The 25,234-nt window shown below is 64.7% G+C and carries 25 protein-coding genes; 9 read left to right on the forward strand and 16 right to left on the reverse strand.

Annotated elements, in window-relative coordinates:
* Positions 1-514: 514 nt before the first annotated feature.
* The 7 genes from PI87_RS19450 to PI87_RS19480 form a co-directional block, all read right to left on the reverse strand.
* The gene (locus PI87_RS19450) at positions 515-1,222 is read right to left on the reverse strand and encodes a YoaK family protein (RefSeq protein WP_039599383.1); all 708 of its coding nucleotides are present in this window, start codon (positions 1,220-1,222) and stop codon (positions 515-517) included.
* Positions 1,212-3,050 (reverse strand): amidohydrolase, encoded by a 1,839-nt coding sequence (locus tag PI87_RS19455; protein WP_039599384.1) that lies wholly within the window; start codon positions 3,048-3,050, stop codon positions 1,212-1,214. The genes PI87_RS19450 and PI87_RS19455 overlap by 11 nt, the downstream gene beginning before the upstream one ends.
* Before the next feature lie 4 nt (positions 3,051-3,054).
* On the reverse strand, positions 3,055-3,486 hold the full coding sequence (locus tag PI87_RS19460; RefSeq protein WP_039599385.1) for a DoxX family protein: 432 nt from the start codon (positions 3,484-3,486) through the stop codon (positions 3,055-3,057).
* A 19-nt stretch (positions 3,487-3,505) separates the two neighbouring features.
* On the reverse strand, positions 3,506-3,793 hold the full coding sequence (locus tag PI87_RS19465; RefSeq protein ID WP_039599386.1) for a XapX domain-containing protein: 288 nt from the start codon (positions 3,791-3,793) through the stop codon (positions 3,506-3,508).
* Between the two features lie 75 nt (positions 3,794-3,868).
* Positions 3,869-4,690: an alpha/beta fold hydrolase gene (locus PI87_RS19470; RefSeq protein ID WP_039599387.1), complete on the reverse strand. Its 822-nt coding sequence runs from the start codon at positions 4,688-4,690 to the stop codon at positions 3,869-3,871.
* Between the two features lie 108 nt (positions 4,691-4,798).
* A complete protein-coding gene (locus PI87_RS19475; protein WP_021196188.1) occupies positions 4,799-5,485 on the reverse strand; it encodes a hydrolase in 687 nt (228 codons plus the stop codon).
* 250 nt (positions 5,486-5,735) lie between these two features.
* Positions 5,736-6,668 carry a LysR family transcriptional regulator gene (locus PI87_RS19480; RefSeq protein ID WP_039599388.1) on the reverse strand — a complete coding sequence of 311 codons (933 nt, stop codon included), beginning with the start codon at positions 6,666-6,668 and terminating at the stop codon, positions 5,736-5,738.
* 168 nt (positions 6,669-6,836) lie between these two features.
* On the opposite strand from PI87_RS19480, the gene PI87_RS19485 reads away from it, so the two are divergent.
* Positions 6,837-7,691, forward strand: coding sequence for a 3-hydroxybutyryl-CoA dehydrogenase (locus tag PI87_RS19485; protein WP_039599389.1), 855 nt, complete (start codon positions 6,837-6,839; stop codon positions 7,689-7,691).
* A 143-nt stretch (positions 7,692-7,834) separates the two neighbouring features.
* Complete coding sequence (locus PI87_RS19490; RefSeq protein WP_039599390.1) at positions 7,835-8,704, forward strand: PhzF family phenazine biosynthesis protein; 870 nt, start codon at positions 7,835-7,837, stop codon at positions 8,702-8,704.
* Positions 8,705-8,721: 17 nt separating this feature from the next.
* Here the strand turns inward: PI87_RS19490 and PI87_RS19495 are convergent, their stop codons facing one another.
* Both PI87_RS19495 and PI87_RS19500 read right to left on the reverse strand, forming a co-directional pair.
* Positions 8,722-9,261, reverse strand: coding sequence for a GNAT family N-acetyltransferase (locus tag PI87_RS19495; RefSeq protein ID WP_039599391.1), 540 nt, complete (start codon positions 9,259-9,261; stop codon positions 8,722-8,724).
* The gene (locus tag PI87_RS19500) at positions 9,258-9,845 is read right to left on the reverse strand and encodes a helix-turn-helix domain-containing protein (RefSeq protein ID WP_039599392.1); all 588 of its coding nucleotides are present in this window, start codon (positions 9,843-9,845) and stop codon (positions 9,258-9,260) included. Before PI87_RS19500 ends, PI87_RS19495 begins: the two co-directional genes overlap by 4 nt.
* 197 nt (positions 9,846-10,042) lie before the next feature.
* Between PI87_RS19500 and PI87_RS19505 the strand changes: the two genes are divergently transcribed.
* From PI87_RS19505 to PI87_RS19525, 4 genes are all read left to right on the forward strand, one after another.
* Positions 10,043-10,426: a BlaI/MecI/CopY family transcriptional regulator gene (locus tag PI87_RS19505; RefSeq protein WP_039599393.1), complete on the forward strand. Its 384-nt coding sequence runs from the start codon at positions 10,043-10,045 to the stop codon at positions 10,424-10,426.
* Positions 10,423-12,204 carry a M56 family metallopeptidase gene (locus PI87_RS28175; protein ID WP_052321632.1) on the forward strand — a complete coding sequence of 594 codons (1,782 nt, stop codon included), beginning with the start codon at positions 10,423-10,425 and terminating at the stop codon, positions 12,202-12,204. Before PI87_RS19505 ends, PI87_RS28175 begins: the two co-directional genes overlap by 4 nt.
* A 187-nt stretch (positions 12,205-12,391) precedes the next feature.
* Positions 12,392-13,213: a class D beta-lactamase gene (blaOXA, locus tag PI87_RS19520; protein ID WP_039599394.1), complete on the forward strand. Its 822-nt coding sequence runs from the start codon at positions 12,392-12,394 to the stop codon at positions 13,211-13,213.
* A 7-nt stretch (positions 13,214-13,220) separates the two neighbouring features.
* Complete coding sequence (locus PI87_RS19525; protein ID WP_039599395.1) at positions 13,221-14,363, forward strand: acyltransferase family protein; 1,143 nt, start codon at positions 13,221-13,223, stop codon at positions 14,361-14,363.
* A 44-nt stretch (positions 14,364-14,407) separates the two neighbouring features.
* Here PI87_RS19525 and PI87_RS19530 read toward each other — a convergent pair whose 3' ends face one another.
* A complete protein-coding gene (locus tag PI87_RS19530) occupies positions 14,408-15,310 on the reverse strand; it encodes a LysR substrate-binding domain-containing protein (protein ID WP_039599396.1) in 903 nt (300 codons plus the stop codon).
* A gap of 97 nt (positions 15,311-15,407) precedes the next feature.
* Between PI87_RS19530 and PI87_RS19535 the strand changes: the two genes are divergently transcribed.
* Positions 15,408-16,148, forward strand: a complete 741-nt coding sequence (locus PI87_RS19535) for a hypothetical protein (RefSeq protein WP_198139588.1) — start codon at positions 15,408-15,410, stop codon at positions 16,146-16,148.
* Between the two features lie 7 nt (positions 16,149-16,155).
* Here PI87_RS19535 and PI87_RS19540 read toward each other — a convergent pair whose 3' ends face one another.
* The 3 genes from PI87_RS19540 to PI87_RS19550 all read right to left on the reverse strand — a co-directional run bounded on the left by PI87_RS19540 (position 16,156) and on the right by PI87_RS19550 (position 19,415).
* Positions 16,156-17,586, reverse strand: coding sequence for a DUF1254 domain-containing protein (locus PI87_RS19540; RefSeq protein WP_039599397.1), 1,431 nt, complete (start codon positions 17,584-17,586; stop codon positions 16,156-16,158).
* 217 nt (positions 17,587-17,803) lie between these two features.
* Complete coding sequence (locus tag PI87_RS19545; protein ID WP_039599398.1) at positions 17,804-18,787, reverse strand: NAD(P)H-dependent flavin oxidoreductase; 984 nt, start codon at positions 18,785-18,787, stop codon at positions 17,804-17,806.
* Between the two features lie 79 nt (positions 18,788-18,866).
* On the reverse strand, positions 18,867-19,415 hold the full coding sequence (locus tag PI87_RS19550) for a type 1 glutamine amidotransferase domain-containing protein (protein WP_039599399.1): 549 nt from the start codon (positions 19,413-19,415) through the stop codon (positions 18,867-18,869).
* A 116-nt stretch (positions 19,416-19,531) separates the two neighbouring features.
* Between PI87_RS19550 and PI87_RS19555 the strand changes: the two genes are divergently transcribed.
* Positions 19,532-20,458 (forward strand): alpha/beta fold hydrolase, encoded by a 927-nt coding sequence (locus PI87_RS19555; protein WP_039599400.1) that lies wholly within the window; start codon positions 19,532-19,534, stop codon positions 20,456-20,458.
* 15 nt (positions 20,459-20,473) lie between these two features.
* Here the strand turns inward: PI87_RS19555 and PI87_RS19560 are convergent, their stop codons facing one another.
* Genes PI87_RS19560 through PI87_RS19570 form a run of 3 tightly spaced genes read right to left on the reverse strand, consistent with a single transcriptional unit; the run spans position 20,474 to position 24,179 of the window.
* The gene (locus PI87_RS19560; RefSeq protein WP_039599401.1) at positions 20,474-21,157 is read right to left on the reverse strand and encodes a Fe2+-dependent dioxygenase; all 684 of its coding nucleotides are present in this window, start codon (positions 21,155-21,157) and stop codon (positions 20,474-20,476) included.
* A complete protein-coding gene (locus tag PI87_RS19565; RefSeq protein ID WP_039599402.1) occupies positions 21,148-21,900 on the reverse strand; it encodes a tetratricopeptide repeat protein in 753 nt (250 codons plus the stop codon). Before PI87_RS19565 ends, PI87_RS19560 begins: the two co-directional genes overlap by 10 nt.
* The gene (locus tag PI87_RS19570; protein ID WP_039599403.1) at positions 21,900-24,179 is read right to left on the reverse strand and encodes a TonB-dependent receptor; all 2,280 of its coding nucleotides are present in this window, start codon (positions 24,177-24,179) and stop codon (positions 21,900-21,902) included. The genes PI87_RS19565 and PI87_RS19570 overlap by 1 nt, the downstream gene beginning before the upstream one ends.
* Positions 24,180-24,454: 275 nt before the next feature.
* On the opposite strand from PI87_RS19570, the gene PI87_RS19575 reads away from it, so the two are divergent.
* Positions 24,455-25,234: an enoyl-CoA hydratase/isomerase family protein gene (locus PI87_RS19575; protein ID WP_039599421.1), complete on the forward strand. Its 780-nt coding sequence runs from the start codon at positions 24,455-24,457 to the stop codon at positions 25,232-25,234.

The following is a 25,234-nucleotide window of genomic DNA, read 5'->3' on the forward strand; positions in this document are numbered from 1 at the left end:
CAAAATCTCGGACAGGCCCTCTTTGTCTTGCCAAAGAAAAGTAAGCAAAGAAAGGCGCGCCCGATGCGGCGACAGATTCCTTGAATTTCTGTCGCAAGGAGGGAGAGGAGGCAAACTCGCTACGCTCAGACAGCCTCCTCTCTTTTTCCTCCTTGCAACACAAATTCAAGGCGCCGCATAGGGCAGGGAAAGTCAAAGGCCAAACCCTCTGGGCGCCAGCCCCAAACGACAAGGCCAACCTCACGATGGGTTGGCCTTTTCTTTTGACGTTGAGCCCTTGATGGCGCCTTGAATTTTTGTAAGCGGGCGGAAAAAAGACGGGGAACTGTTTGAGCGCAGCGAGTTTTCCCCGTCTCCGCACGGTTACGAAAATTCAAGGAAGGGTTCGCCATCTCGGGCGCGCCTTTCTTTTGCTTACTTTTCTTTGGCAAGACAAAGAAAAGTGAGTCGGTCCCGGCAGGGAACGAAAGGGGAGTGGACCACCAAGATCAAAAACAAAACCCCGACAGTCCATCTACCGTTGCACCACCGCCAGCCCCAGCAAAATCAACACCGGCGGCACCACACACCAAAACGAAAAAACCGAAAACGCCAACGCCCCCAACACCGCGCCGATGGCGAACCCACACAGCGGTGGCACCATCTTCCGCAACCGCGTACGCGCTGCTTCCTTCTGCGTGCTGCCAAGCGACAACAACTCCACCACATCAATCACGATCTGCGTGGTGTTGCCCGTCATGATGGTCGTTGGCGCATGCTCCGACAAAACAATGCGCGCCTTGGCGTTCTGCACCCCCATCGCCGCCACGCCGATCAGCCCGACGATGATGGTGGCCGGTGCATCGGCCGATTGAATCGGCAACGCCAGCAACCCCGCCACCATGAATGCCAGCAACAGCACCGCCTGCGCCAACAACAGCGGTCGCAGTGGCGCCACGCCGCGCCGCGTGAGCGCCGCCACCGCCAACTTGGTTGCAGCCACGGCCAGCACAAACATCGGCAGCGCCAGCAGCTTGGCGAGCACACCTTGACCGGAGCCCGCCAACTCCAGCCCGATCATCACGAAGTTGCCCGTGACGTGCGCCGTGAACAGCCCGAACAGCGCTGCGAAGCCGACCACGTCGATATAGCCCGCCACGAACGCCAGCAGGCTGCCCTGCGCGATCAAGAAACGCGCTGACGGTGATGCAGCCGCCGGAGACACCGCGGCTTCAGAAGGCAAAGCACGAACACCCGAAGGCGCCCCAGAAACCGCGGAAGTCGGTGGTCGGTACGTTGGCCGTGCGCGCCTTCTGATGCGAATGGCCATGCACCGTGCATGCACCAGCGCAGTGGTGCACCTGCTGCTGCAACGGCGCAGCCGGCCGCCAGTGCCCCGGCACGCGCGACACGGGCGACCACTCCGGCAACACCGGAATCGGCGGCGGGCCGAATTCGGTGAACTCTGCCGCGCCGTAGACGATGCGCCCCCCCACCACCGTCAGCACCGATTCGATGGTCTTGATGTCGGCCTCAGGCACGCTGAAGAAATCCGCCGACAACGCTGCCAGATCGGCCAACTGCCCCACCTTGATCTGCCCCTTGTTGCCCTGGTCTGCCGAGAACCATGCGCTGCCATGCGTGTACAGCTCCAGTGCAACTTCGCGCGGCAACCCTTCGGGATACAGCGCCATGCCGCCCACGGTGCGCCCGCTCGACAGCCAGTACAGCGAGGTCCACGGGTTGTAGCTTGACACGCGCGTGGCATCGGTGCCGGCGCCCACGGGCACGCCTTCGGCCAGCATGCGCTTGATGGGCGGCGTTTGTTCCGCAGCGGCTGCGCCGTAACGGTCGACAAAGTACTCGCCCTGGAAGGCCATGCGATCCTGGATGGCGATACCGCCGCCGAGTGCGCGCACGCGTTCGATGTTCTTCGGTGAAATCGTCTCCGCATGGTCGAAGAACCACGGCAGCCCGTTGAACGGAATGTCGCGGTTCACGCGCTCGAACACGTCGAGCATGCGCGAGATCGATTCGTCGTACGTGGCGTGCAGGCGGAATGGCCAGCGCTGCGCGACGAGGTGGCGCACGACGGTTTCCAACTCCTGCTCCATCGTCTCGGGCAGGTCGGGGCGCGGTTGCAGGAAGTCTTCAAAGTCTGCGGCGGAGAAGACCAGCATTTCGCCCGCACCGTTGTGGCGGAAGAAGTCATCGCCCTGGCGGTATTGCACGCTACCGGTCCAGTTCTTGAAGTCGGCCAGCTCTTCCTTCGGCTTCTGCGTGAAGAGGTTGTAGGCGATGCGGATGGTGAGCTGGTTCTGTGCCGATAGCTCGCGGATGATTTCGTAGTCTTCCGGATAGTTCTGGAAGCCGCCGCCTGCGTCGATGGCGCTGGTCACGCCCAGGCGGTTTAGCTCGCGCATGAACTGGCGCGTTGAGTTGACTTGGTATTCCGGCGGCAGCTTCGGCCCCTTTGCCAGCGTGGAATACAGGATCATCGCGTTGGGCTTGGCGATCAGCATGCCGGTGGGCTCACCACTGGCGTCACGCTGGATCTCGCCGCCGGGCGGGTTCGGCGTGTCCTTGGTGTAGCCGACCTGGTGCAGCGCGGCGCGGTTGAGCAGCGCGCGGTCATACAGGTGCAGCACGAACACCGGCGTGTCGGGCGCGGCCTGGTTCAGCTCTTCCAACGTGGGCATGCGGCGCTCGGCAAACTGGAACTCTGTCCAGCCACCCACCACGCGTACCCATTGCGGCGATGGCGTGCGCGCGGCCTGTTCCTTGAGCATGCGCATCGCATCGGCCAGAGACGGCACGCCTTCCCAGCGCAGCTCCAGGTTGTAGTTCAGCCCGCCCCGGATCAGGTGCAGGTGCGAATCGTTCAGGCCGGGAATGACGGTGCGCCCGCGCAGGTCGATCACCTGGGTGGTGGCGCCGCGCTGTGCCATCACGGTGGCGTCGTCGCCCACGGCAACAAAGCGCCCGTCGCGCACGGCAACGGCGCTGGCGGAGGGGCGTTCACGGTCGACCGTGTGGATGCGGCCGTTGTGCAGGATGAGGTCGGCAGTCATGGCGTCAGTATTTAGGAAAGATCGAGAAACGTCCGGGGCCGGCAATGAGGATCGTCGTGAAGATGATCAGCAACATCCACCCGAACTGTCCATCGGCAAGTGACCAGTCCGGATGCACCACCAGCATCGCCACCAGCAACGTGGCGACGATGGGCAGGCACGCCAGGCGGGTCAGCACGCCCAGCGCAATCAGCAGCGGGCACACCGTTTCCGAGAGGATTGCCAGCAGCAAGGTAGGTGCGGCGCCCATGTGGAACGGGTCTTCAATGCGTGTGAGTTCCTGGCTGTAGTGCAGCACCTTGGGCAGGCCGTGCACGGCAATGAGCAGCGCGCTGCCGGTGATGCGCAGGAACAGCAGGCCAGCATGAAGGGCAACATTCGGCGCGGTGTCGGCCGGTGCCGTGGCGTTGGTGGATTCGAGCGAAAGGCGTGTCATGGCAGTCGCCTCTGTTCAGTTACGTTGGATTGGGCGGTGTGCGATCCGCGGCCGCCGCCACATCGGCCTCCGGTGCCTTGGGCGGTGCCCCCGTGATCTTGGGCACGCACTCGTGGCGGAACCACGCCATCGTGATCGGCTCACCGGCCAGCAGGCGCTGCGTGGTCGGCACGATCTGCTCACCGATCAGCATGCCGAGCAGCCCGACCAGCGCAATCGCGGGCGGCGCAGGCGAGCGCACGTGCAGCAACGCATAGATGACGCCGACCAGCATGCCGACGCCAATCGAGATGAGATAGGGCTTCATGAGGCCTCCAGTCGGGCGGTTGTCGGAGTCGTCGGGGCCGGTGCACGCGCGATGCCGCACACCGGCTCACCCAGTTTAGGACGACAGGAACGCCAGCAGGTCGGCGTTGACCTTGTCTGCCTCGGTCACGCACATGCCGTGCGAGCCGCCCGGATAGACCTTCAGCGTGCCGTTTTTCACCAGCTCCACACCCAGCTTGGCCGAATCGTCGATCGGCACGATCTGGTCATCGTCGCCGTGCAGGAATAGCACCGGCACATCGATCTTCTTCAGGTCTTCGGTGTAGTCGACCTCGGAGAACTCCTTGATGCACAAGTACTGGCCGTGGATGCCACCGGTCATGCCCTGCGCCCAGAAGGCATCGATGGTGCCTTGCGAGACCTTGGCATCCGGCCGGTTGAAGCCGAAGAACGGCGTGGCGAGATCGCGATAGAACTGCGAGCGGTTGTCGGCCACACCTTTGCGGATGCCGTCGAACACCTCCATCGGCAAGCCCTTCGGGTTGGCAGCCGTCTTGAGCATGATGGGCGGCACGGCGCCGATCAGTACGGCGCGGGCGACGCGCTTGGTGCCGTGTCGGCCGATGTAATGCGCGACCTCGCCGCCACCGGTGGAGTGGCCGACCAGCGTGGCGCCCTGGATGTCGAGCGCATCCAGCAGCGCCGCCAGATCGTCGGCGTAGGTATCCATGTTGTTGCCTTGCGACGGCTGGTCGGAGCGGCCGTGGCCGCGCCGGTCATGGGCGATGACGCGAAAGCCCTTCTGCACGAGAAACAGCATCTGTGCGTCCCAGGCGTCGGCGTTGAGCGGCCAGCCGTGCGAGAAGACCACCGGTTTGCCGGTGCCCCAATCCTTGTAGAAGATGCGCGTACCGTCTTGAGTCGTGATCGTTTGCATGATGGGAATGGATGTGTGCGTGATGGCGAAGCGGGCGGCGCGTGCAACAGCAGCGTTGCTGCACAGGCGTCGCCCGAGGGCAGGGATACGGCTTGGGTGGCAGCGCGATCAGCGGGCAGGCACAGCCGCCAGCGCCTCATGCGGCGTGGCGGTGCGCTGCGGTGCCTTGTGCACCATCGTGTAGGCGTAGTCCACGCCCATGCCGTAGGCGCCGGAGTGTTCCTTCACCAGCTTCATCACGGCGTCATACGTATCGCGGTGTGCCCAGTCACGCTGCCATTCCAGCAGCACCTGTTGCCACGTCACCGGCACCACACCGGCCTGCACCATGCGCTGCATGGCGTAGTCGTGCGCTTCCTTGGAGGTGCCGCCCGAGGCGTCGGCCACCATGTAGATCTCGTAGTCGGCATCGTGCATGGCCGACAGCGCGAAGGTGCAGTTGCACACCTCCGTCCACAGGCCAGCGACGACCACCTTCTTGCGGTTGTTCTTGGCCAGGGCGTCACGCACCTTCTGGTCGTCCCACGAGTTCATCGAGGTGCGTTCGAGCAGTTCCTTGCCCGGAAACACGTCGAGCAATTCGGGATAGGTGTAGCCGGAGAAGCTTTCCGACTCGACGGTAGTGATGGTAGTGGGGATGTTGAAGATCTTCGCAGCCTTGGCTAGACCGACGGTGTTGTTCTTCAGGGCTTGTCGGTCCATCGACTGCACGCCGAAGGCCATTTGCGGCTGGTGGTCGATGAAGATCAGTTGACAGTTCTGCGGGGTGAGGACTTCCAGCTTGGGGTTCGTCATGGCCGTATCCCTTGGGGGCGTGATGCAAATGAGAGAGTGCCGCCGTGTGGTTGTCGCATGGGTGTCATGCGCGCGCCGTGCGGAACCCACGGCAATCGGCGGCCCATCCATCATAGGAAGTTACGCTCCGTGCACAACGTCAGAAATGGCGAGTGCAGTTTTTGCGATTGACGAACAATCCGTGCTGCTTCGCGAAATATTGCGCGACTAACCTGACCCGCGCCGGCCGCTGGAACCGGCGCACCGGCCCCTAGCGAACCCAGCCGCGCTCGAGCAGGGGCACGTCCCAGGCCAGTTCTCCTGCGTGGTGGTTGGTCAGGCAGTCGATCAGCGCGCACACCTTGACGGCCTGTCGCTGCGTTGCGGGATAGACCGCAGAAAAATGCAGCGGCGCGAGGTCGTACTCCGCCAGCACCGGCACGAGCCTGCCAGCGACCAGGTCGTCGCTCACAACCAGCGTGGGTAGGCAGGCAATGCCGGCACTAGTGAGCGCGTAGTCGCGCAGCAGGTGCACGGAGTTGGAGCGCACTTGCTCGGGCAGGTCAAGTTCGGCGCTCACCTCGCCATTGCGCGAGAACACCCAGCGCTTGCGGGTCGGATAGCCGGAGTACAGCGCGAGTGAATGCTGCAGCAGGTCAGCCGGTTGCTGCGGCAGGCCGTATTCCTCAACGTATGTGGGCGTTGCGCAGAACATGCGCCGCAGCGTGAACAGGCGCCGCTCGATCAGCGAATCGTTGACGGGCGGGAAGATCTGGAACGCCACGTCGAACCCCTCGGCAATCGGGTCGACCACGCTGTCGTCCACCACCACGTCGAGCTGGATGTCGGGGTACTGCGCACCAAACCGGGCCAGCGGCGCGGCAAAGTGGCTCAGCGCGTAGCCAGGCAGCATGCGGATGCGCAGTTTGCCGGCCGGTGTGGCGCGCAGGCCGCGCATTTGGTCGGTCAGGTCCGTCAGCATGCAGACGGCTTCGGCGCAGCGCTTGTAGTAGGTTTCACCCACTTCGGACAGCCGCACATGCCGTGTGCTGCGGTGGAACAGCGGCGCCTCGATAAAGCGCTCCAGTTGCTGCACGCGGTTGGTGACCACCGAGTTGGTCACGCCCAGCTGGCGTGCGGCCTCGGCAAAGCTGCGCGTTTCGGCCACGCGCACGAAGGCTTCAATACTGAGAAAACGGTCCATTTCCAGCGTCCTGGCGCCCGGGGTGAAAGGGTGGCGCGACGGCAGCCATCATACGGCGATACCGTGGAATGTGATGTTCCCGTCGGCGGGCTTTTCGGCGCATCGCCGTGTCGTTTATCCTCTGCAATCTGTTTCATTCTTATTCCAATACCAAGCGAGGAGCAGTTCATGGCAATTCAAGTGGTCGGCATCGTCGGTGCCGGAACAATGGGCAACGGCATTGCGCAAGCGTGCGCCGTGGTTGGGCTGGACGTGGTGATGGTGGACATCAGCGATGCCGCCGTGCAGAAGGGCATCGCCACCGTGGCGGGCAGCCTGGACCGCCTGATCAAGAAAGAGAAGGCAACCGAAGCCGACAAGGCCGCCGCGCTGGCACGCATCCAGGGCTCGACCAGCTATGACGACCTCAAGCGCGCCGACCTCGTGATCGAAGCCGCCACCGAGAACTTCGACCTGAAGGTCAAGATCCTCAAGCAGTTGGAAGCGGTGGCCGCGCCGCACGCCATCGTCGCGTCCAACACGTCATCGATCTCGATCACCAAGCTGGCCGCCGTGCTACAAGACGCCAGCCGCTTCATCGGCATGCACTTCTTCAACCCGGTGCCGATGATGGCGCTGGTGGAAGTCATTCGTGGCCTGCAGACGAGCGATGCCACGCACGCCGATGTCGAGGCGCTGGCCAAGCAACTCGGCAAGACGCCGATCACCGTCAAGAACAGCCCGGGCTTTGTGGTCAACCGCATCCTGTGCCCGATGATCAACGAGGCGTTCTGCGTGCTGGGCGAAGGCCTGGCCTCGCCGGAAGAGATTGACGAGGGCATGAAGCTCGGCTGCAACCACCCGATCGGGCCGCTGGCGCTGGCCGACATGATCGGCCTGGACACCATGCTGGCCGTGATGGAAGTGCTGTACACCGAGTTTGCCGACCCCAAATACCGCCCGGCCATGCTGATGCGCGAAATGGTGGCCGCCGGCTACCTGGGCCGCAAGACCGGTCGCGGTGTGTACGACTATCGCAAGTAACTGCGCACAATCGCGCTGTCCGCCAACTGTCAGGCCGGATTCGCGCGAACTGTCCGTAAGTGTGCATGGAGGCGGTGTGGCGGTGCGTTGATGATGACGCATCGCCACACCGCTTTTTTCCTTTTCACACACCGGACACTGCCATGTCGCGCTACGCCTACCGTCTGCTCAACGTCTTTGCTGAATCCACCTTTGGCGGCAACCAGCTCGCCGTCTTTGAAGACGGGCGCGGCTTGGACGATGCCACCATGCAGGCCATCGGACGCCAGTTCAACCTGTCCGAGATCACCTTCATTTTTCCGGATGACACGGACGGTGCCACGGCGCGCTTCCGCATCTTCACGCCCGATTACGAGATGCCGTTTGCCGGCCACCCGTCGCTGGGGACCGCGCAGGTGGTGCGCGAGCTGTACGGCCCGGGCAATGAGCTGACGCTGCGCTGCCAGTCGGGCATCGTGTCGCTCACGGCGCAGGATGAAGGGTGGTCATTGGTGCCGCCGCGCTCGGGTGCGCTGAATACGCGCGAAGCCGATCCGGCCATTGCGAAGATGCTCGGGCTGGACACGGATGCATTGGCGGGCCCGCCGTTGTGGGTCGATGCGGGGATCGAGCAACTGATGGTGCCGGTCAAGACGCGTGCCGATGTGGAGCGCGCTCGCCCCGATCCCGCTGCGTTCGACGCCTGGCCGCGCAGCCGCAATGATGGGCGCAACGCCTACGTGTTCACCATGCCGGCATTTGGCAACGGCGCCGGCAGCAATGACCCGGTGGTGTCGCGCTTCTTCTTCGAATACGGCACGGGCCTGTGGGAAGACCCGGGCACCGGTTCGGCCTGTGCCAACCTGGGCGGCTGGCTGCGTGCGACTGAGCACACGTTGCCGGCAAGCTACCGCATCGAGCAGGGCGCCGCGGTGGGGCGGCCGTGCTACCTGACGCTGAAGGTCGATGCGGACGGCACCATCCACGTGGGCGGCCGCGTGATCGAGATCGGCCGCGGCACGCTGACGATTTGAGTGGTCAAGCGGCGACGCTAGTTGGCGACGTTGAACTGCTTACAGAAGAACGTCGTCCCGCACGGCGCGCCGTCGGGCATCAACGCGTAGTTGGGCACGGTGCCCACGCGCTGCCAGCCGGCGCGTGCGTACAGCCGCTCGGCATCGCCGCCGGTGACGGTGTCGAGCACCAGCACCGTCTTGCCTTCGGCACGTGCGATGTCATCAATCGCCGCCATCAATTGCTGCGCAATGCCTTGCCGACGGGCGCGGCGGTGCACAAGCATCTTCGCCACGTCTGCCCGGTGCGGCTGATTTTCGGGCTGTGCCAGAATCAACTGCACGGTGCCCAGGACGGTGCCGTGCGCGTCTTCAGCAATCAGCAAGGCGCGTTCGTTGCGCGCGACCCCTTCGGCCACGTTGCGCCAGAACGCCTGCGCCTTGTCATGCGACAACGGTTGCATGAAGCTGACCGACGCGCCGCCTTCCACGCAATCGACCAGCACATCGGCCAGCGCATCGACGCAGGTGCGCGCTTCATTGGCACCCACGCGGCGCACGATCACGGTGTCGGTCATTTCGGTCTCCAGCCAACAGGTGACACGGTGGTGAGCGCCACCAGATAGCGCGCCGGCCGCTGCGTCGGGTTGTGAAAGACGATCGGGCGATCCAGTTGCATTGCCAGGCAATCGCCCGCGCTCAGGCGCCAATGCACGTCGCCCACGGTCATTTCCATCGTGCCTTCCACGATCCACACCTGCTGGTAGATCTCGGCATCACGCACGCTGGTGTCGTAGGCCACGCGCTGGCCGGGCGGAAAGTGCACCTCCACGAGCTGGATAGGCGAGCGGGCGGCCGGTGAGAGGTTGCGGCGTACATAGCCTGAGCTGGGGTCCGTCCATTCCAGCTGGTCGGCCGCGCGCGCCACGGGTGAGGGCTCGGCGGCCGGCGCCGCGCCCTCTTCGAACAGCGAGGCGAGCGTCACGCCCAGCGCAGAGCTGAGCCGGTCGAGCACGGCGGCGGTCGGGCTGCTTTGGCCGCGCTCGATCAGGGAGATGGCCGAGCGGCTGACCTGGCTGCGTTCGGCCAGGGCGTCGAGCGAGAGCCCTTGCGCGTCGCGCAGTTCACGCAGGCGGTGGGCGATGCGTTGGTGGATGTCCATGGGGGTCAGTTTAATGGAAATTTTCATCCAGTAAACTGGAATTTGGAGGGGTGGCGACCGCCTTCGTCTTTGATCGTGCCTTCCGCATGCGCCAGCCGGGCGACGAGGCCGCTCAGCAAGTAGACATAATTTTCTAGACAAGATTTTCTAGACAAGATAGTCTACATGTCGATCTCCAGTACAGCCGACGTGTAGCCATGACCAAGACCTCATCCCGCATCAAGCCCACCGCTGCTGAGCTGAACCTCCTGCGCGTGTTGTGGCAACTGGGGCCGGCCACGGTCAAGCAAGTGCATCAGGCGGTGCAGGTCGAGAAGCCGGAAACAACCTATGCCGCAGTGCTGCGCCAGTTGCAGATCATGCATGGCAAAGGGATGTTGATGCGCGACGAGCGCGAGCGCTCGCATGTGTATGCGCCGGCGCAGCGCCAGAACGTTCTGCAGAGCGGTCTGCTGAAGGAGTTCATCAACAAGGCGTTTGATGGTTCCGGCAAGGCGCTTGTCCTGGCAGCGCTGCGCGGACATGTGACCAAGGAAGAGCGCGCCGAGATCGAAGCGTTGCTGCGCGGGGACGACCTGTGAGCACAACGCCTGCCATCGTGGTTCAGGCGCTGGGCTGGGCACTGCTGCACTTTCTCTGGAAGGGCACACTGCTGAGCCTGGCTGCTGCGCTGTTCCTGCGGCTGACGCGCGGCAGCCGACCGCAGATCCGGTACATCGTGCTCTGCGCGGCTTTGGCCCTGTGCGTGCTGGTTCCCCTCATCGACGGCTATCGAGAATTCACCGCGATGACGGCGGCCTCCGTCGTCATCGACCCGGCGCAAGCCGTACCCGTTTGGCTGCAGCAGGCCGCAGTGCCTGCCTTGTCGGAAGCCCCCATGCTTTGGGTCGTGGTGGCCTGGCTGCTTGGCGTCGGCCTCATGACGGTGCGTGTGGTCGTGGGGCTGGCATGGGTGCACCGGCTCGCGCATGCCACGCAAGCCTGCACCAACGATGCGTGGCAGGCCTGTGTGTCGGCGCTTGCGCAGCGTTGTGGCGTGCGCCGCCCGGTCCGGCTTCGGGTCGTGCCGTGCTTGTCCAGTCCGGTCACTGCCGGTTGGTGGCGCCCGATCGTGCTGGTGCCCGCTTCGTTGTTGACGCAGATGCCGCCGGACCTGATCGAAGCGCTGCTGGCACACGAGATCGCCCACATCCGGCGTTTCGACTATCTCGTCAACCTCCTGCAGCGGGCGATCGAGGCCCTGCTCTTCTATCACCCCGGCGTGTGGTGGTTGTCAGGGCGTATCCGAGTGGAGCGGGAGCTGATTGCCGATGAACTTGCCGCGAGCCTGACGGGCAACGCGCGGCATCTGGCACTGGCGCTCAATCAACTGAGCCTGCTGCAGACCGTGGAGACCACCCCGGCAGGCGCGGCACTGTCGGCACGCGGCGGTGTGCTGTCCGAGCGCATTCGCCGGCTGGTCAGGCCGCAGCCGCAGCCTGCGGGATGGGCGTCGGTGGGCTTCACTGCCACGCTCGGCATTGCGTTGCTGGTGTCGGCAGCCGTGGTGCCGCGCTACCTCGACCGGGCTGTCGCTCGCGAGATCCAGTCCGTATCGGACGATGCGCGGCATGTGCTCGCCCACGCATCGGCCATCGGTAAGGTCGAGGCGCTAGCCGGCCTGATCCAATCCCAACACGTGTACGTGGTGGAGGACGACAGCGGCAAGGTGCTGCTCCGGAAAGATGCCGATCGCATGGTTCCGATTGCATCGTTGACCAAGCTGATGACCGCGATGGTGGTGCTGGATGCACAGCCCGACCTGGACCGTATCGTGCAGATTGCCCCAGCCGACGCCGGCACACCGGAGCTGCGTCGTGCGGGGGTGCCGATCGGGACGCGCTTGCCGCTGCGCGATGTCATGCAGCTTGCGCTGATGTCGTCGGATAACCGGGCTGCCTTTGCATTGGCGCGGACGTATCCCGGTGGTATGCCGGCATTCCAGCGCGCGCTGCAGGCCAAGATTGCCGCGCTGGGGCTGCAGCACACAGCCTTGAATGAGCCGACCGGTCTGTCGCCGCACAACCGGTCGACGGCCAGCGATATCGCCACGCTTGCCAAGGCTGCGGCCGACTACCCGGAAATCCGCCGCGATACGACCTACACGCGCGAGACCGTGCAGATCAACGGCCAGCCGGTTGAGTACCGCAACACCAATCCGCTGGTGGGCGCGCGCGGCTGGGATATCCAGCTCTCCAAAACAGGCTTTACCGATGAGGCCGGCCGCTGCCTGATCATGCAGATCCGTTCTGCCGGCACCAGCATCACGATGGTCTTGCTCAATGGGCATCGCGCGGTGACGGTACCCACCATGTCTTGATTCGCATCCTGCGCGGCGCCTGACTGAACAGTCGGCGCGCATCGCGTTGTTTCCTGTGTTTGCTTTCCTGTCTGGCTGATTGCATGCGGCCGGCCGGTCGGTGTTCGCCTGCAGTCTGGCCTTTCAACCCTGCCTCCTTCTTGCCGAAATCGGCACGCGGATCGAGGCATCCTCAAGAGAGAAGAACATGAAACGCTGGTGTGTCGCGGCAGCCATTCTGGCCGCCAACGTGGTGAGCCCAACAGCTCACGCCGAAACCCTCTGCACCGTCGTCGCAGATGCGGCGTCGGGCAAGGTACTGGTGCAGAACGGTGATTGCGCCACGCGCGTGACACCGGCGTCTACCTTCAAGATTGCGCTCAGCCTGATGGGGTTCGACGCCGGCATCCTCAAGGATGAACATACGCCCACGCTGGCGTACCACGACGGCGATGTCGCGTGGGGCGGTGACGCTTGGCGGCAGCCCACGGACCCGGCGCGTTGGATCCAGTACTCGGTGGTCTGGTTCTCGCAGCGGGTGGCGCAGTCGCTTGGCGACACCCGCTTTCAGCACTACGCCGACGTGTTCGACTACGGGAACCGAGATGTGTCTGGTGAGCCGGGTAAGCACAACGGCACCGCTGGCGCGTGGATCAACTCGTCGTTGCAGATATCGCCGCTGGAGCAGGTGGCCTTCCTGCGCAAGGTTGCCAACCGTACGCTTCCGGTGAGTGCCACTGCCCTGGACATGACCTGGCGCGTGACGGAAATCGCCGCGCGCCCGGATGGGTGGACGATTCATGGCAAGACGGGGACGGGCTCTCCGGGAGCACCGATCACGCATGAAGGCCACTACGACCGCGCGCACGCTTACGGCTGGTTCGTCGGCTGGGCAACGAAGGGGTCGCGCACGCTGGTGTTTGCGCGCCTGACCCAGGACGCGCAGGCGCAACCGGCGCCCGCCGGCATGCGCACACGCGATGCGCTGCTGGCCGAGCTGCCGTCGTTGGTCGATGGCGCCACACGATAGGCCGGCCATGCGTATCGACATGCGCAACAGGCGCATCGATGTGATCCGCGGGGTCGCCATCCTGCTTGTCCTGTTCCATCACTTCAACATCGCCTATCGCTTGAGCGATACGTCGCTCGCTGCGGCTTTCGGGTCGGAGCTTGTGCAGGCCGTGGCCCGCAACGGCAACTACGGGGTGACCCTGTTCTTCGTGGTTTCGGGTTACCTGATCACCTCGAACGCCTTGCGCCGCTGGGGCCAGCTCAGCCGTATCGACGCGTGGGCGTTCTATGGGCTGCGCATCGCGCGCATCGTGCCGTGCCTGCTGTTGCTGTTGTTGATCGTGAACGTGCTCGCGCTGAGTGGTGTTGCGATCTTCCAGAACCATGCCGCGACGGGTGAGCCCGTCCCGCTATGGCACGTCAACCTGGCAAGCCTGACCTTCACCATGAATCTGCTGATCAGCCGGGTCGGATGGATCAACTATCCGTTGGGCGTCTTGTGGTCGCTCTCGGTGGAAGAGGTGTTCTACCTCACCTTCCCGCTGCTGTGTCTCGTGCTTCGGCGTGAGTCGCTGCTGTGCCTGTTCTGGGCGGCAATCATTGCGGTTGGCCCGCTGTACCGGCTGACCCATCAAGGCGATGAGGCTGGATTTCTGTATGCGTACTTCGCCAGCTTCGACGGGATTGCCATTGGCTGCGGCGCTGCCGTTCTGTCTAGACGGTTCGTCTTGGCTGGCATGTCGACCTGGTTTGTGCAGGGCGCAGTCGTGGCCTTGATGACGTTTCTCTATCTGTGGTGGCCGATCGCGCAGAGCAACGTCCTGGGTGTGACGGCGATGGCGCTGGGTACGGCCGCCCTGTTGTGGCCGGTGCAGCGTTCAGCGCCCAGTGATGAGCTGCGCTTCAACCGCTTGGGTGCAATGGTGGCGTGGTGCGGCAAGAACAGCTACGAGCTGTACCTGTTCCACCTGATCCCGCTGGCGGTGCTCAAGACGGGGTTCCCGCGTGCAAGCGTTGCCGGCGACGAGAAGCTCGTGCTGCTGGCGGTGTTCATGCTGCTTTCATTGTTGCTGGCAGCGGGCATTGCCCGGTACTACGCCGAGCCGCTCAACCGCATGCTCCGCCAACGTATCGCGCGGCCACGGTCTGTGCCGTCCACCATCGCTTGAACGAAGGCGCTTCGCCTCGGCAACTGAGGCGAGCGCCGTACGGGCTACGCGGGGTTGTGTGCTTTGCCGGCACGCTCGAATAGCCATGCAAGGAAGGTGTTGAGTGGCAGGTCATCTGCGGCATCCCGATGCAGGCAGTGAAACGGCGGTCCCTCGAGCTTGACCTCCGGAAACAGCATGACGAGCCGCCCGTGGTCGACGTCGTCCTGAATCACCGCCCGTGGGGCCAGGCAGACCCCCAGGCCACTCATCGCGGCTTTCACCAGCAAGGCAAATTCGTCGTAGAACGGCCCACGCAGGGTCTCACCAATCGAAACGCCGGCCTGGTGAAACCAGTACTGCCACGCCTGCGGCAAGCCGGCGTAATGCAGCAGCGGCGCATGACGCAAGTCAGCCGGTGTGCGTACCGCAGCCAACGCTGGATGATGCGGCGCGCAAATCGGCACCGCCGCGTTGGCTACCAGCGGCTTCGACACGAACCCCCGGCGCCGCAACTCCGGCGTGTAGCGGCGAATGACCACGTCGCTCGATTCATCGATGCGCTCCACGTCGGTGTCGGGCGTGGACACCAGTTCAATGTCGATACCCGGGTGCTGCGCATGGAAGTGCACCAGTTGCGGAAGCAACCAACCGTGGGCGAACGACGATGAGGTGTTGATCCGGATCTGCTGCCGATCGGGCGCCTCGAACATCTGCTCCGTGGCCTCGGTCAGGCGCCCGATGCAACTTGCAACGTCGACCAGGTAGTGCCGGGCCCGCAACGTCAGGCGCAGGGATCGTCCATCGCGCTCGAACAGCTTCTGCCCGAAGAACGTTTCCAGCACGCGGATCTGTTGCGCGATCGCGCTTTGCGTCACGTTCAACTCTTCGGCGGCAAGGGTCAGGCTGTTCAGGCGTCCGGCAGCTTCAAAGCTGCGCAAGGCATTGAGAGGAGGGAGTCGGCGCATGGCGCAATATCAAAGAACGGCTAAAGCGTTCTGGAAAAAAACTCGTTTGTGGCGATGAAAGCGGCTTCCTATCATAGGCGCCACACCGGATCGGAAGATGATGATTGCTTTACCCAGCCTACTCAAGACATCGACGCATCGCGCTGCATGGCGCCCAGTGCCGTTCGGCTGTTGGATGCCCGTGTGGGCGCGTCAAACCAGCCGATGCGCGGCGCTGGCTGGCATCGTCCTGATGCTGGTCGCGTGCGCGGGGCCACCGCCGAACGAGCGGGAGACCGGCAGCGGCGGCACGCTGGTGCGATACAGCTCACGCCAGGTGAGTGTGGATCTGACCGATACGGAGCAGCAGAGCCTGCGCACCATGCGGGATCGTACCTACGCCAATACCGCGCAGGACCGTGCACTGGGTGCTGTGGCCAAGGCGCTGACCGAACTCGGTTACGCGCCGGTATCCGTCGACCACGAAACCGGTCTGGTTGAAGCGGGCCGCAGCGACACGCTGGTGCCGAAGTGGCGCCAACTGCTGCGTGGTGCGCTCAAGAACTACACCGGCATGTTTCCGGCCAAGCCGGATCACGAACGCGTATCGGCGGTCATTGCCGTCAAGGCGGGCTCGGGTGGCCAGGCAACGCTCGTACGCGCCCGATTCGACAGCACGGTCTGGGACAGCAACGGCGACGCGCGCACGAAGACCGTGCTGCAGCGGGAGATCTACGACGGCTTCTTCGCCAGTGTGGACAAGGTGCTGTGTACGGCTGCGTGCAAGGGGCAGCCTCAAGCGCCCCAGTCGCCAGCGCAGGCGGCGCCGGTACGTGCCGTGCGCCTGGCCGGCGAGTGAGGATTCGCTAATCCCGCTTCTGCACTGCGGGCGGCAGCCACGTGCCATCCAGCGCAGCTTCCTTCGGCCACGTCAGTTGCATGCGCAACAGGAAGGGCCCCACGGGCGGCGGCAGCCAGTTGTTACGCATGCCCTTGGGCGGCGCGCGCTGGATCAGGATGTCGAGCGAGCCATCGCGGTTCAGGCGTGGGTGGTCTGCCTCGCTGATGACGTTGCGCAGGCCCGGGCGCTCCACAGTGCGGCGCGGTTGCTGCACGGCGGCCACAGCCCAGCCAGCGTTCTCAGGTGGGAGCTGGTTGCGGTCGAAATGCAGCACGTAGCGATGTGTGCTGTCCAGCGGCAGGCTGTTGGCATCCGCCGTGGCCGTGGCGATCAGCATGTCCTGCGGCACATCCGTACCGCCACCCGACCACGAGACGATGGCGCGTTGCGCGTAGTCCAGCCCATACGCGCCAATCATGCGCGGGATGAACCAGCCATTCTGCGTGATCTGCGGCTGCTTGGCCGCCATGGAGAGCGTCTCGCGTGCGGCAGTCACGCCGGCATCCATGACCTTGAGGCTGGTGGCGTCCACAGCCTTGGCATCAAACGGCGCACCCGGCACGATGCCCAGGTTGCGCAGCGATGCCACCATCGTGGAATCCGCCGCGTGCGGCGGGTTGTCCTTGAGCAGCTCGGCAAAGCGCGTGAAGTACGTGTTGGCATCCAGCGCGGTTACGCGGCGGCGCGCTGCATTCAGGCTGACGTCGATGTCGTTGGCCTTGTCCGCTTCGGCTTCCGTTTCGCGCGCGCCAGGTTTGCCGAATGCTTCGAGCGGCGTGATGCGATAGCGATCCTGCACGCGGCGCGCGGCAACTTCATCGCGCTGGCCAGCAACCTGGGTGCGTGCGACGACCCATACCAGGTTGGTCGGCGCGGCAATCTGTTTGACGCCCGCCGGCAGCGTCCCTTCCCAGCCCGGCGGCGTGATGGCGTAGTTGGCCGCACGGGCACCGGTGGTGCGGTTGCCGAGCGATTCGAACACATCGGTCCAGGCGTCGTGTACCGCGACCCAGATGTGGCGGCGGCCGACGTCGGGCAGGCTCAGCACGACCGGCCCGTTGCGCAAATCGACGAAGGCGCTGCTGGCAAGCACGTCTACGCGGGCCCGCACGCCGGCCGGCAGGGCTTCATCTTCCAGCGTGCGCTGGTGCATGAAGCGGCCATTGGGCGCGATGGCGGAAGTGACCTGCATCAACGCGTCCGTCATCATCAACGGAAACGCATACACATAAGCGGATCGGACTTGCGCCTCGCCGGCTTGCGGCAGGCGCAGTTCGTTGGCTGCGGCGGGGTTCGGGTCCTGGGTCGCGCAGCCGGTCAGGGTCAGGGCCGCCGCGCTCAACGCCACAGCCGCCAGCCTCATGAGCGGGCGCACGGGCGCATGGCAGTGCGTCATCGTGTTCTCCATCTTGTCGGTACGCGGCAACAGGAAACCAGACGCCTGTCGAACATCCCCCCAAGGATGCTTGCGCATACGGTTGCGCGGTCGCCCGTCACGACGCCACGCTTGTTGTTAAGCCTCTTCTGAATTTAGAAGTGCCGCCCTCGCAAGTCAATCGAAGTGCGGTGGGGTGCGCACGGTGGGGTGCGCGGTAGGGTGCATGCGGATGCGCCTACAGCCGCAGATGTAGGGCGAGGCGCAACTTGGCGGCATCGTACTCGGCTTTGAGCCGTGTGACGATCTCTCCGGCGGGGGGGAGGTCGCCAATCTGGCCCACACCCTGGCCAGCGCCCCAGATGTCTTTCCACGCCTTGGCGCGGGAGCTGCCGTCGCCAAAGTTCATCTTCGACTTGTCGGCCTCGGGCAGGGCTTGTGGGTCCAGGCCGGCCAGTTCGATGCTCTCGCGGATGTAGTTGCCGTGCACGCCCGTGAAGAGGTTGGTGTAGATGATGTCGGACGCCGCCGCGCGCACGATGGCGGTCTTGTAGCTCTCGGCGGCGTGCGCCTCCTGGCTGGCGATGAAGCGCGTGCCGATGTAGGCGAAGTCCGCCCCCATGGCCTGCGCGGCGAGGATGGCATCCCCCGTGGCGATGGCGCCCGACAGCGCGATCGGCCCATCGAAGATGCTGCGCACCTCGCCCACCAGGGCAAACGGCGACAGCGTGCCGGCATGCCCGCCCGCCCCTGCAGCCACCAGGATCAGCCCGTCGACGCCGGCTTCGAGCGCCTTTTCGGCATGGCGCAGATTGATCACGTCGTGCAGCACGATGCCGCCGTAGCTGTGCACGGCATCGAGGATCTCCTTGACCGGCGCGCGCAGCGAGGTGATGAAGATCGGCACCTTGTGCTTGACGCAGGTGGCCACGTCCTGCTCGAGCCGCGCGTTGGAGTGGTGCACGATCTGATTGACGGCCAGCGGCCCCACCACGTCGTGCGGATGCGCGGCGCGGTGGGCGGCCAGGTCCTCGTTGATCTGCGTGAGCCAGTCGTCCAGCACCTCGGCCGGGCGCGCATTGAGCGCCGGAAACGCGCCGACGATGCCGGCCTTGCACTGCGCTAGCACCAGTTCCGGATAGCTCACGATGAACATGGGCGACCCGATCACGGGCAGCGTCAGGTGTTGCAGCGCGGGCGGCAAGTGCTTGGCGGCGGGCATGGCGTCTCCGGGCAGACGGGCGTCGTTCGATTATAGGAACGATCCAGCACTCTGCCGCGCGCGATTTGCCGGCCGGGGCTCAGGCATGCGCGTGCTGCGCGAGCAACTCGATGAAGGTGCGGTTGAAGGCCGGCAGGTCGTCGGGTTTGCGGCTGCTGACCCAGTTGCGGTCGGTGGCGACTTCCTGGTCGACCCAAGTGCCGCCGGCGTTGCGGATGTCGTCCTGCAGCGAGGGCCAACTCGTCAACGTGCGCCCGCGCACCAGCCCGGCAGAGACCATCAGCCACGGCCCGTGGCAGATCACGGCGATGGGCTTCTGCGCCTGCTCGAACGCTTTTACAAAGGCCTGCGCGGCGGGCACCATGCGCAGCGCATCGGCGTTGAACACGCCGCCGGGTAGCACCAGGCCATGGAAGTCGTCGGCGCGGGCGTAGTCCAGAACGAGGTCCACCTTGAACTTGTCGGCCTTGGTGTCGTGATGCAGCCCCGTCACGCTGCCGGCCTTGGGCGCGATGACGGCGGTGGTGGCACCGGCCGCTTCCAGCGCCTGCTTGGGGCTTGCCAGCTCGGCTTGCTCGAAGAGGTCGTGGACCAGGATGGCGATGCGCATGTCGTGTAGCGTGGTCATGATGAACTCCTGTCAGGTGGGCGGAGCGGACATCTCCGCAACGTGCATGCCCGGGGTGCGCTAGCATGCGGAGCATTCCTCACCCGTCGCCTCACGACCGATCACTGGAGACCCGCATGACCACGCCGCTTTCCATCGATGCCGCCACCGCCGCTGCAGATGCCGTGCTGTTTCCGGGTTTTCGCCCGTTCCGCCAAGCGGTCAACGGGGTGGAGATCGCCGGGGTGATTGGCGGCAGTGGACCGCCCCTGCTGTTGCTGCACGGCCATCCGCAAAGCCATGTGATCTGGCACAAGGTGGCGCACGAACTGGCGCGCGACTACACCGTTGTCGCCACGGATTTGCGCGGCTATGGCGCGTCGTCCAAACCGGAAGGCAGCGCCAGGCATGTCGAATACAGCAAGCGCACCATGGCGCAGGACCAGGTGGAAGTGATGCGCGCGCTCGGCTTCGGCCGCTTCCGGCTATGCGCACATGATCGCGGCGCACGCGTGGCGCATCGCCTGTGTGTCGATCACCCTGTACATGTGGAGCGCGCCATGCTGCTCGACATCGCCCCCACGCTGGCGATGTACGAGCACACCGATATGGCCTTTGCATCCGCCTACTGGCACTGGTTCTTCCTGATCCAGCCGTCGCCGTTTCCTGAAACGCTCATCAATGCCACGCCGGATTTCTACATCAGCAAATTGATGGGCCTGCGGCATGCGGGGCTTGAACCATTTGCCCCGGAAGCGATGGCCACCTACGCCGCCGCCATGCGCGAGCCTGCCTGCGTGCACGCCATGTGCGAGGACTACCGCGCCGCCGCCACCATCGACCTCGAACACGATCGCGCCGACCGTGCTGCCGGCAAGCGTGTGAGCGTGCCGCTGCGCGTGCTGTGGGGCGAGCACGGCGTGATCCAGCGGTGCTTCAAGCCCCTGGAACTGTGGAGCGCGGTGGCCAAGGATGTGAGCGGCGGTACCGTGCCATGCGGGCACTATGTGCCGGAGGAAGCGCCGGAGGCGTTGTTGACGGAGATGCGGGCGTTTTTTGCCTGAGCGTGACTTGGCGGACTAAGCCTCCGCCCACTCTCGCAACAGGTTGTGATACGTCCCCGTCAACGCAATGACGGACGTGTCCTCCTGCCCCAGTACCGCCATCAGCCGCTGCAGTTCCGTATCCATCTGGAACAGCAGCGCGCGATGCGCATCACTGCGCACCATGCTCTGCAGCCAGAAGAACGAGCACACCCGCGCGCCGCGCGTGACGGGTGTGACGCGGTGCAGGCTGCTGCTCGGGTAGAGCACCATGTCACCCGCCGCGAGCTTGACGCGGTGCTCGCCAAAGGTGTCGTCGATGACGAGTTCGCCGCCGTCGTAGTTTTCGGGCTCGGTCAGGAACAGCGTGCAGGAGAGGTCGCTGCGGATGCGGAAGTCGGTACCGCGCAGGTGGCGCACGGCGTTGTCGACGTGGTTGCCGAAGGTCTGCCCGCCCGCGTAGCGGTTGAACAGCGGCGGGAATACCTTGAGCGGCAGCGCGGCCGAGAAGAACAGCGTGTTGGCTGCCAGCGCATCCTGGATGAAGGTGCCGACCTCCCGCGCAGCGGGCGAGCCTTCAGGCAACTGCATGTTGTGCTTCACCTGGCCCGACTGAGCGCCGGCGGTGACTTTGCCGTCCACCCATTCCGCGGTGTCGATGATGGCGCGGCAGTGTGCGACCTGATCCTTGGTGAGGACGGCGGGAATCTTCAACAGCATGGCGATTCGGTTTCAAGTGCGCCGGCCAGCGTGCGCAGGCGCGCATCGGGATGGCCGGCAAGAAAGTCATGGGCCTTGGCGAGGAAGGCGGGTGTCGCGCTGCGCGGTACGGCTCGCATCCACGTGCGGGCTTCGTCGGCGCGGTCGGTGAGCGCGAAGAGTCGTGCCGCATTGAACTGGCCACGGAAGTCGCCACCCTCAGCGGCACGCAGGTAGCAGTACAGGGCCATCCCCAGGTCGGCCTCGACTTCCCAGCCGTCTTCATAGAAACCGCCGACCACGTTGATCGACTTGGCGTGTCCTTGCGCAGCGGCTGCCTGGAAGAGGGCGAAGGCTTGTGCGCGATCTTGCCGTACACCGCGCCCGAGCTGCAGGCTGGTGGCGTAGTTGTACTGGCCCCAGTCGAGGCCGGCATCTGCCGCGCGGGCATACCAATGCGTGGCGGTCTTGTCACAGGCGGGGGCGCCCCAGCCGTGCTCGTAGCAGCGGCCGAGCATGTTGGCGGCCATGGCGTGGCCGGATACCGCGGCGGTCTTGAACCAGAAGAGGGCCTCGGTGTGATTGCGTTCAACGCCGTGGCCATCGAGCAGCCATTGGCCGAGGATGGCCTGTGCCTCCGTATGGCCGCGACGGGCGGCGCCGGCTAGCCAATCCGCCGCGCGGTCGGCCGGGCCGGTCAGCACGGCGTGGATGGCATCCACCACCGCAGCATCGGCTGCGGTGGTTTGCGCTTGTGCCGCCATCAGTACCGGATACCCAGCGTCAGGATCGCCGCGCGCCCCGGTGCGAGCGATGCGTAGTGCGATGCATACGCCTGGTTGTAGTACTTCTTGTCGAACAGGTTCTGCACGTTCAACTGCAGGTTCATGTGCTTGTCGATGCGGTACGAGGCCATCGCGTCAAAGCGCCAGTAGGCCGGCACCCACTTCGGGTTGGCTGGGTTGGCGCTGCCCCAGACCTTCGAGACGTAGTACGCACCGCCACCCAGCGTGAACTTCGGCATCGGCTGGTAGGTGGTCCACAGGCTGAAGCTGCTCTTGGGCGTGTTGGGGAATTCGGTGCCGTTGGTGGCGCCAAAGGCCGAGCCCGAACCGCCGTTGTTGCGCAGCTCGCTCTTCAGGTATGTGTAGCCGCCGAACACCTGCCACTTGTTGGTGAGCGCGCCCGACCAGCCCAGCTCGAAACCGTCCACGCGCTTGTTGCCAGCCATGGCGGCGGTGCCGTCCTGCAGCACGATGCGCGCGTTGGTGGTTTCAATGCGGAAGATGGCAGCGGTCAGCGCCAGCTTGTTGTCCAGCACGTTCCACTTGGTGCCGAGTTCGTAGGCGCGGTTCTTCTCAGGGGCGAGCACGTCGCCGCGATTGCCCGAGCGGTCTGGTGTGAGCGCGCTGCCATCGGCACCCTGGCCGGCCACGGAACCCGACGGCGTGGACGACGTGCCATACGCCACGTAGATGCTGCCGTTCTGCGCAGGCTTGAAGACCAGGCCGAGCTGGTAGTTCAGCAGGTTGTCGTCACGCGAGAAGCTGGAGCGCACGCCTTGCGCATTAGCCGACGTGGTGGCCGATGCCGAGTAGCGATCGAAGCGCAGGCCGCCGTTGATCTGCCAGCGCGGCGACAGCTCGATGGTGTCGAACACGTAGGCCGATTGCGTGCGCACCGTGGTCTCGGCCGGGTTGTTGGCCAGCGTGATGTTGCCCGTCCACGGGTCATTCGGGTTCGGGTTGAACAGGCTGGTGCAGTTGTAGCCGCCGGCCGCGCCGATCCCGTTCGGACAGCGGTTGCTGCCCGTGGGGACGTTGTACGTGTCGTTGCTGCTGTGCTCGCGCGAGAACTCCAGGCCCGCCGCATAGCTGTGCTTGAAGCCGCCGGTCTCGAACTTGCCGGTCGCTTCCGTCTGGTTGGCGACGGTATTGGCCACGGAGTAACGCGTGTTGGCACGGCGCCAGACCATGCCGTAGTAGATGTTGCCCTGGCTGTCGTCCGGCTGCGTCCAGACGTAGTCCTGGCTGGTGCGTGCGATGCGCGTGGTGTTGCGCAGCTTCAGCGCGCTCGACACATCGTGCTCCAGCGACAGCGTGCCCATGTCGACGCGGTCACGGCGGAAGTCGCGGCCGAGGCCATAGTAGGTATTGCGGTCGACATCCACCGGCGAGCCGTCGCCGGGTGCGAACAATTGCGGCCGGCCATCGGTGCGGCGGTTGAACGTGCCGTTGTTGTAAGGGATACCCGTGTCCGGCGTGTCGTTCGATTGCAGGTGGTAGTACGACAGCGTGGCGCGCGTGGGCGTGCCCAGCCCAAACGCGATGGACGGTGCGATGCCCCAGCGGCTGAAGCTCGTCACGTCACGGCCCGGTGTGCCGGCGTCGTGATACATCGCGTTCAGGCGGAAGGCGGCGTGCTCGCCGATCTGGTAGTTGCCGTCGGCCGTGGCGCGCTTGTACGCCGCATTGCCCACCGACACCGTGCCTTCCGTGAAGTGCTCCAGCTTGGGCGTTTTGCTGACGATATTGATCGCCCCACCCGCCGAGCCGCGCCCTTCATACGCGCCCGACGGCCCCTTGATGACCTCCACCGATTCCACGTTGAACATCTCGCGCGATTGCGCACCGATGTCACGCAGCCCGTCGAGGAAGGTGCTGGCCTGCGCGTCATAGCCGCGGATGAACGGGCGATCGCCCACCGGGTTGCCGCCTTCGCCCGCGCCAAATGCAATGCCCGGCACCGTGCGCAGCGCTTCGGTGAGTGTGACGGAGCCGGTGTCCTGCAGCACCTCGGCCGGGATCACCGTGACGGACTTGGGCGTGTCGAGCAGCGGCGCGGTGAATTTGCCGCCCGAGGCTTCGTCGGTCTGGTAGCCGGTGCTGCCGGTGACCGTGTGGGTCGGCAGGGTGGCCGTCACTGAATCCTTCTTGGTCTCGGCTATGGCCGGCGTGGCCGCCACGGCAAAGCTCATGGCCCCGGTCAGATATCCCACCACCGAATGTTCGGCGCGCTTACGTTCCGTCTGTGCTGCTTGCATGGCTTGGTGCCCGCTCCCCTGAAAAATCTTGTTACATGTTTTGTGCAAATGAGAATTGTTATCGTTCGCATGTGAAGGAGTCAACGCAGAATCTGTCGGTTTCCTTATTGGCTGAAGAAAATCTCCGATAAATCAATGTGTTATGCCAAGCGAGCTGCCGGATGCGGCAAAACGCAGCATGTTTTGTGTTCGAAGGCTTCCATTTATTCAAGCAAATGATTTAGTATTGGCGGGCAGGTTGTCCAACCGAATCTCTCTTGCAAGGTGAGCATCGCGTGAGCACGGACCCGGAACTCCATATCGAGCAGCGCGGCCAAGCGCTGTGGCTGACCATTCAGCGCGAAGAGCGCCGCAACGCGATCAATGGCGCCGTGCTCGACGCACTGACGGCAGCGCTGGCCGATGCCAGCCGCAACACCGCTGTACGCGCCGTGGTGCTGACCGGCGCCGGCACGCGTGCCTTCTGTGCCGGGGCCGATCTGCAGAGCGGCCAATCCTTCCGCTTTGACTATTCGCAACCGCACCAAGCGTTGGCTGATCTGTTCCGCCAGGCACGCCGCTGCACCGTGCCGCTCATCGCGCGGGTGAATGGCGCGTGCATGGCCGGCGGCATGGGCTTGCTGGCGATGTGCGATCTGGCGGTGGCCAGCCGCAGCGCCGTGTTCGGGCTGCCCGAGGTGAAGGTCGGGGTGTTCCCGGCACAGGTGTTGGCCGTGCTGCAGCATCAGTTGCCACGCCGCGTGCTCAACGAGATGTGCTTGACCGGCGAGCCGATGAGCGCGGACCGCGCGCTCGCCGCCGGCCTCATCAACGAAGTCGCAGAACCTGAAGCACTTGATGCCACTGTCGATGCGCTGCTTGCGCGATTGCTCGACAAGTCGCCGTCGGCCATCCGGCGCGGGTTGTACACGCTCAAGCAGGTCGAGCACCTGAGCTTCGAGCAGGCGATGGCCTTTACCGAAAGCCAGATCGGCCTGTTTGCTTTGACCGAAGACGCGCAGGAAGGGCAGGCTGCCTTTCGCGAGAAGCGCGCCCCCAACTGGACGGGTCGCTGA

It is taken from the genome of Ralstonia sp. A12 (assembly GCF_000801955.1).
Lineage (GTDB): Bacteria > Pseudomonadota > Gammaproteobacteria > Burkholderiales > Burkholderiaceae > Ralstonia.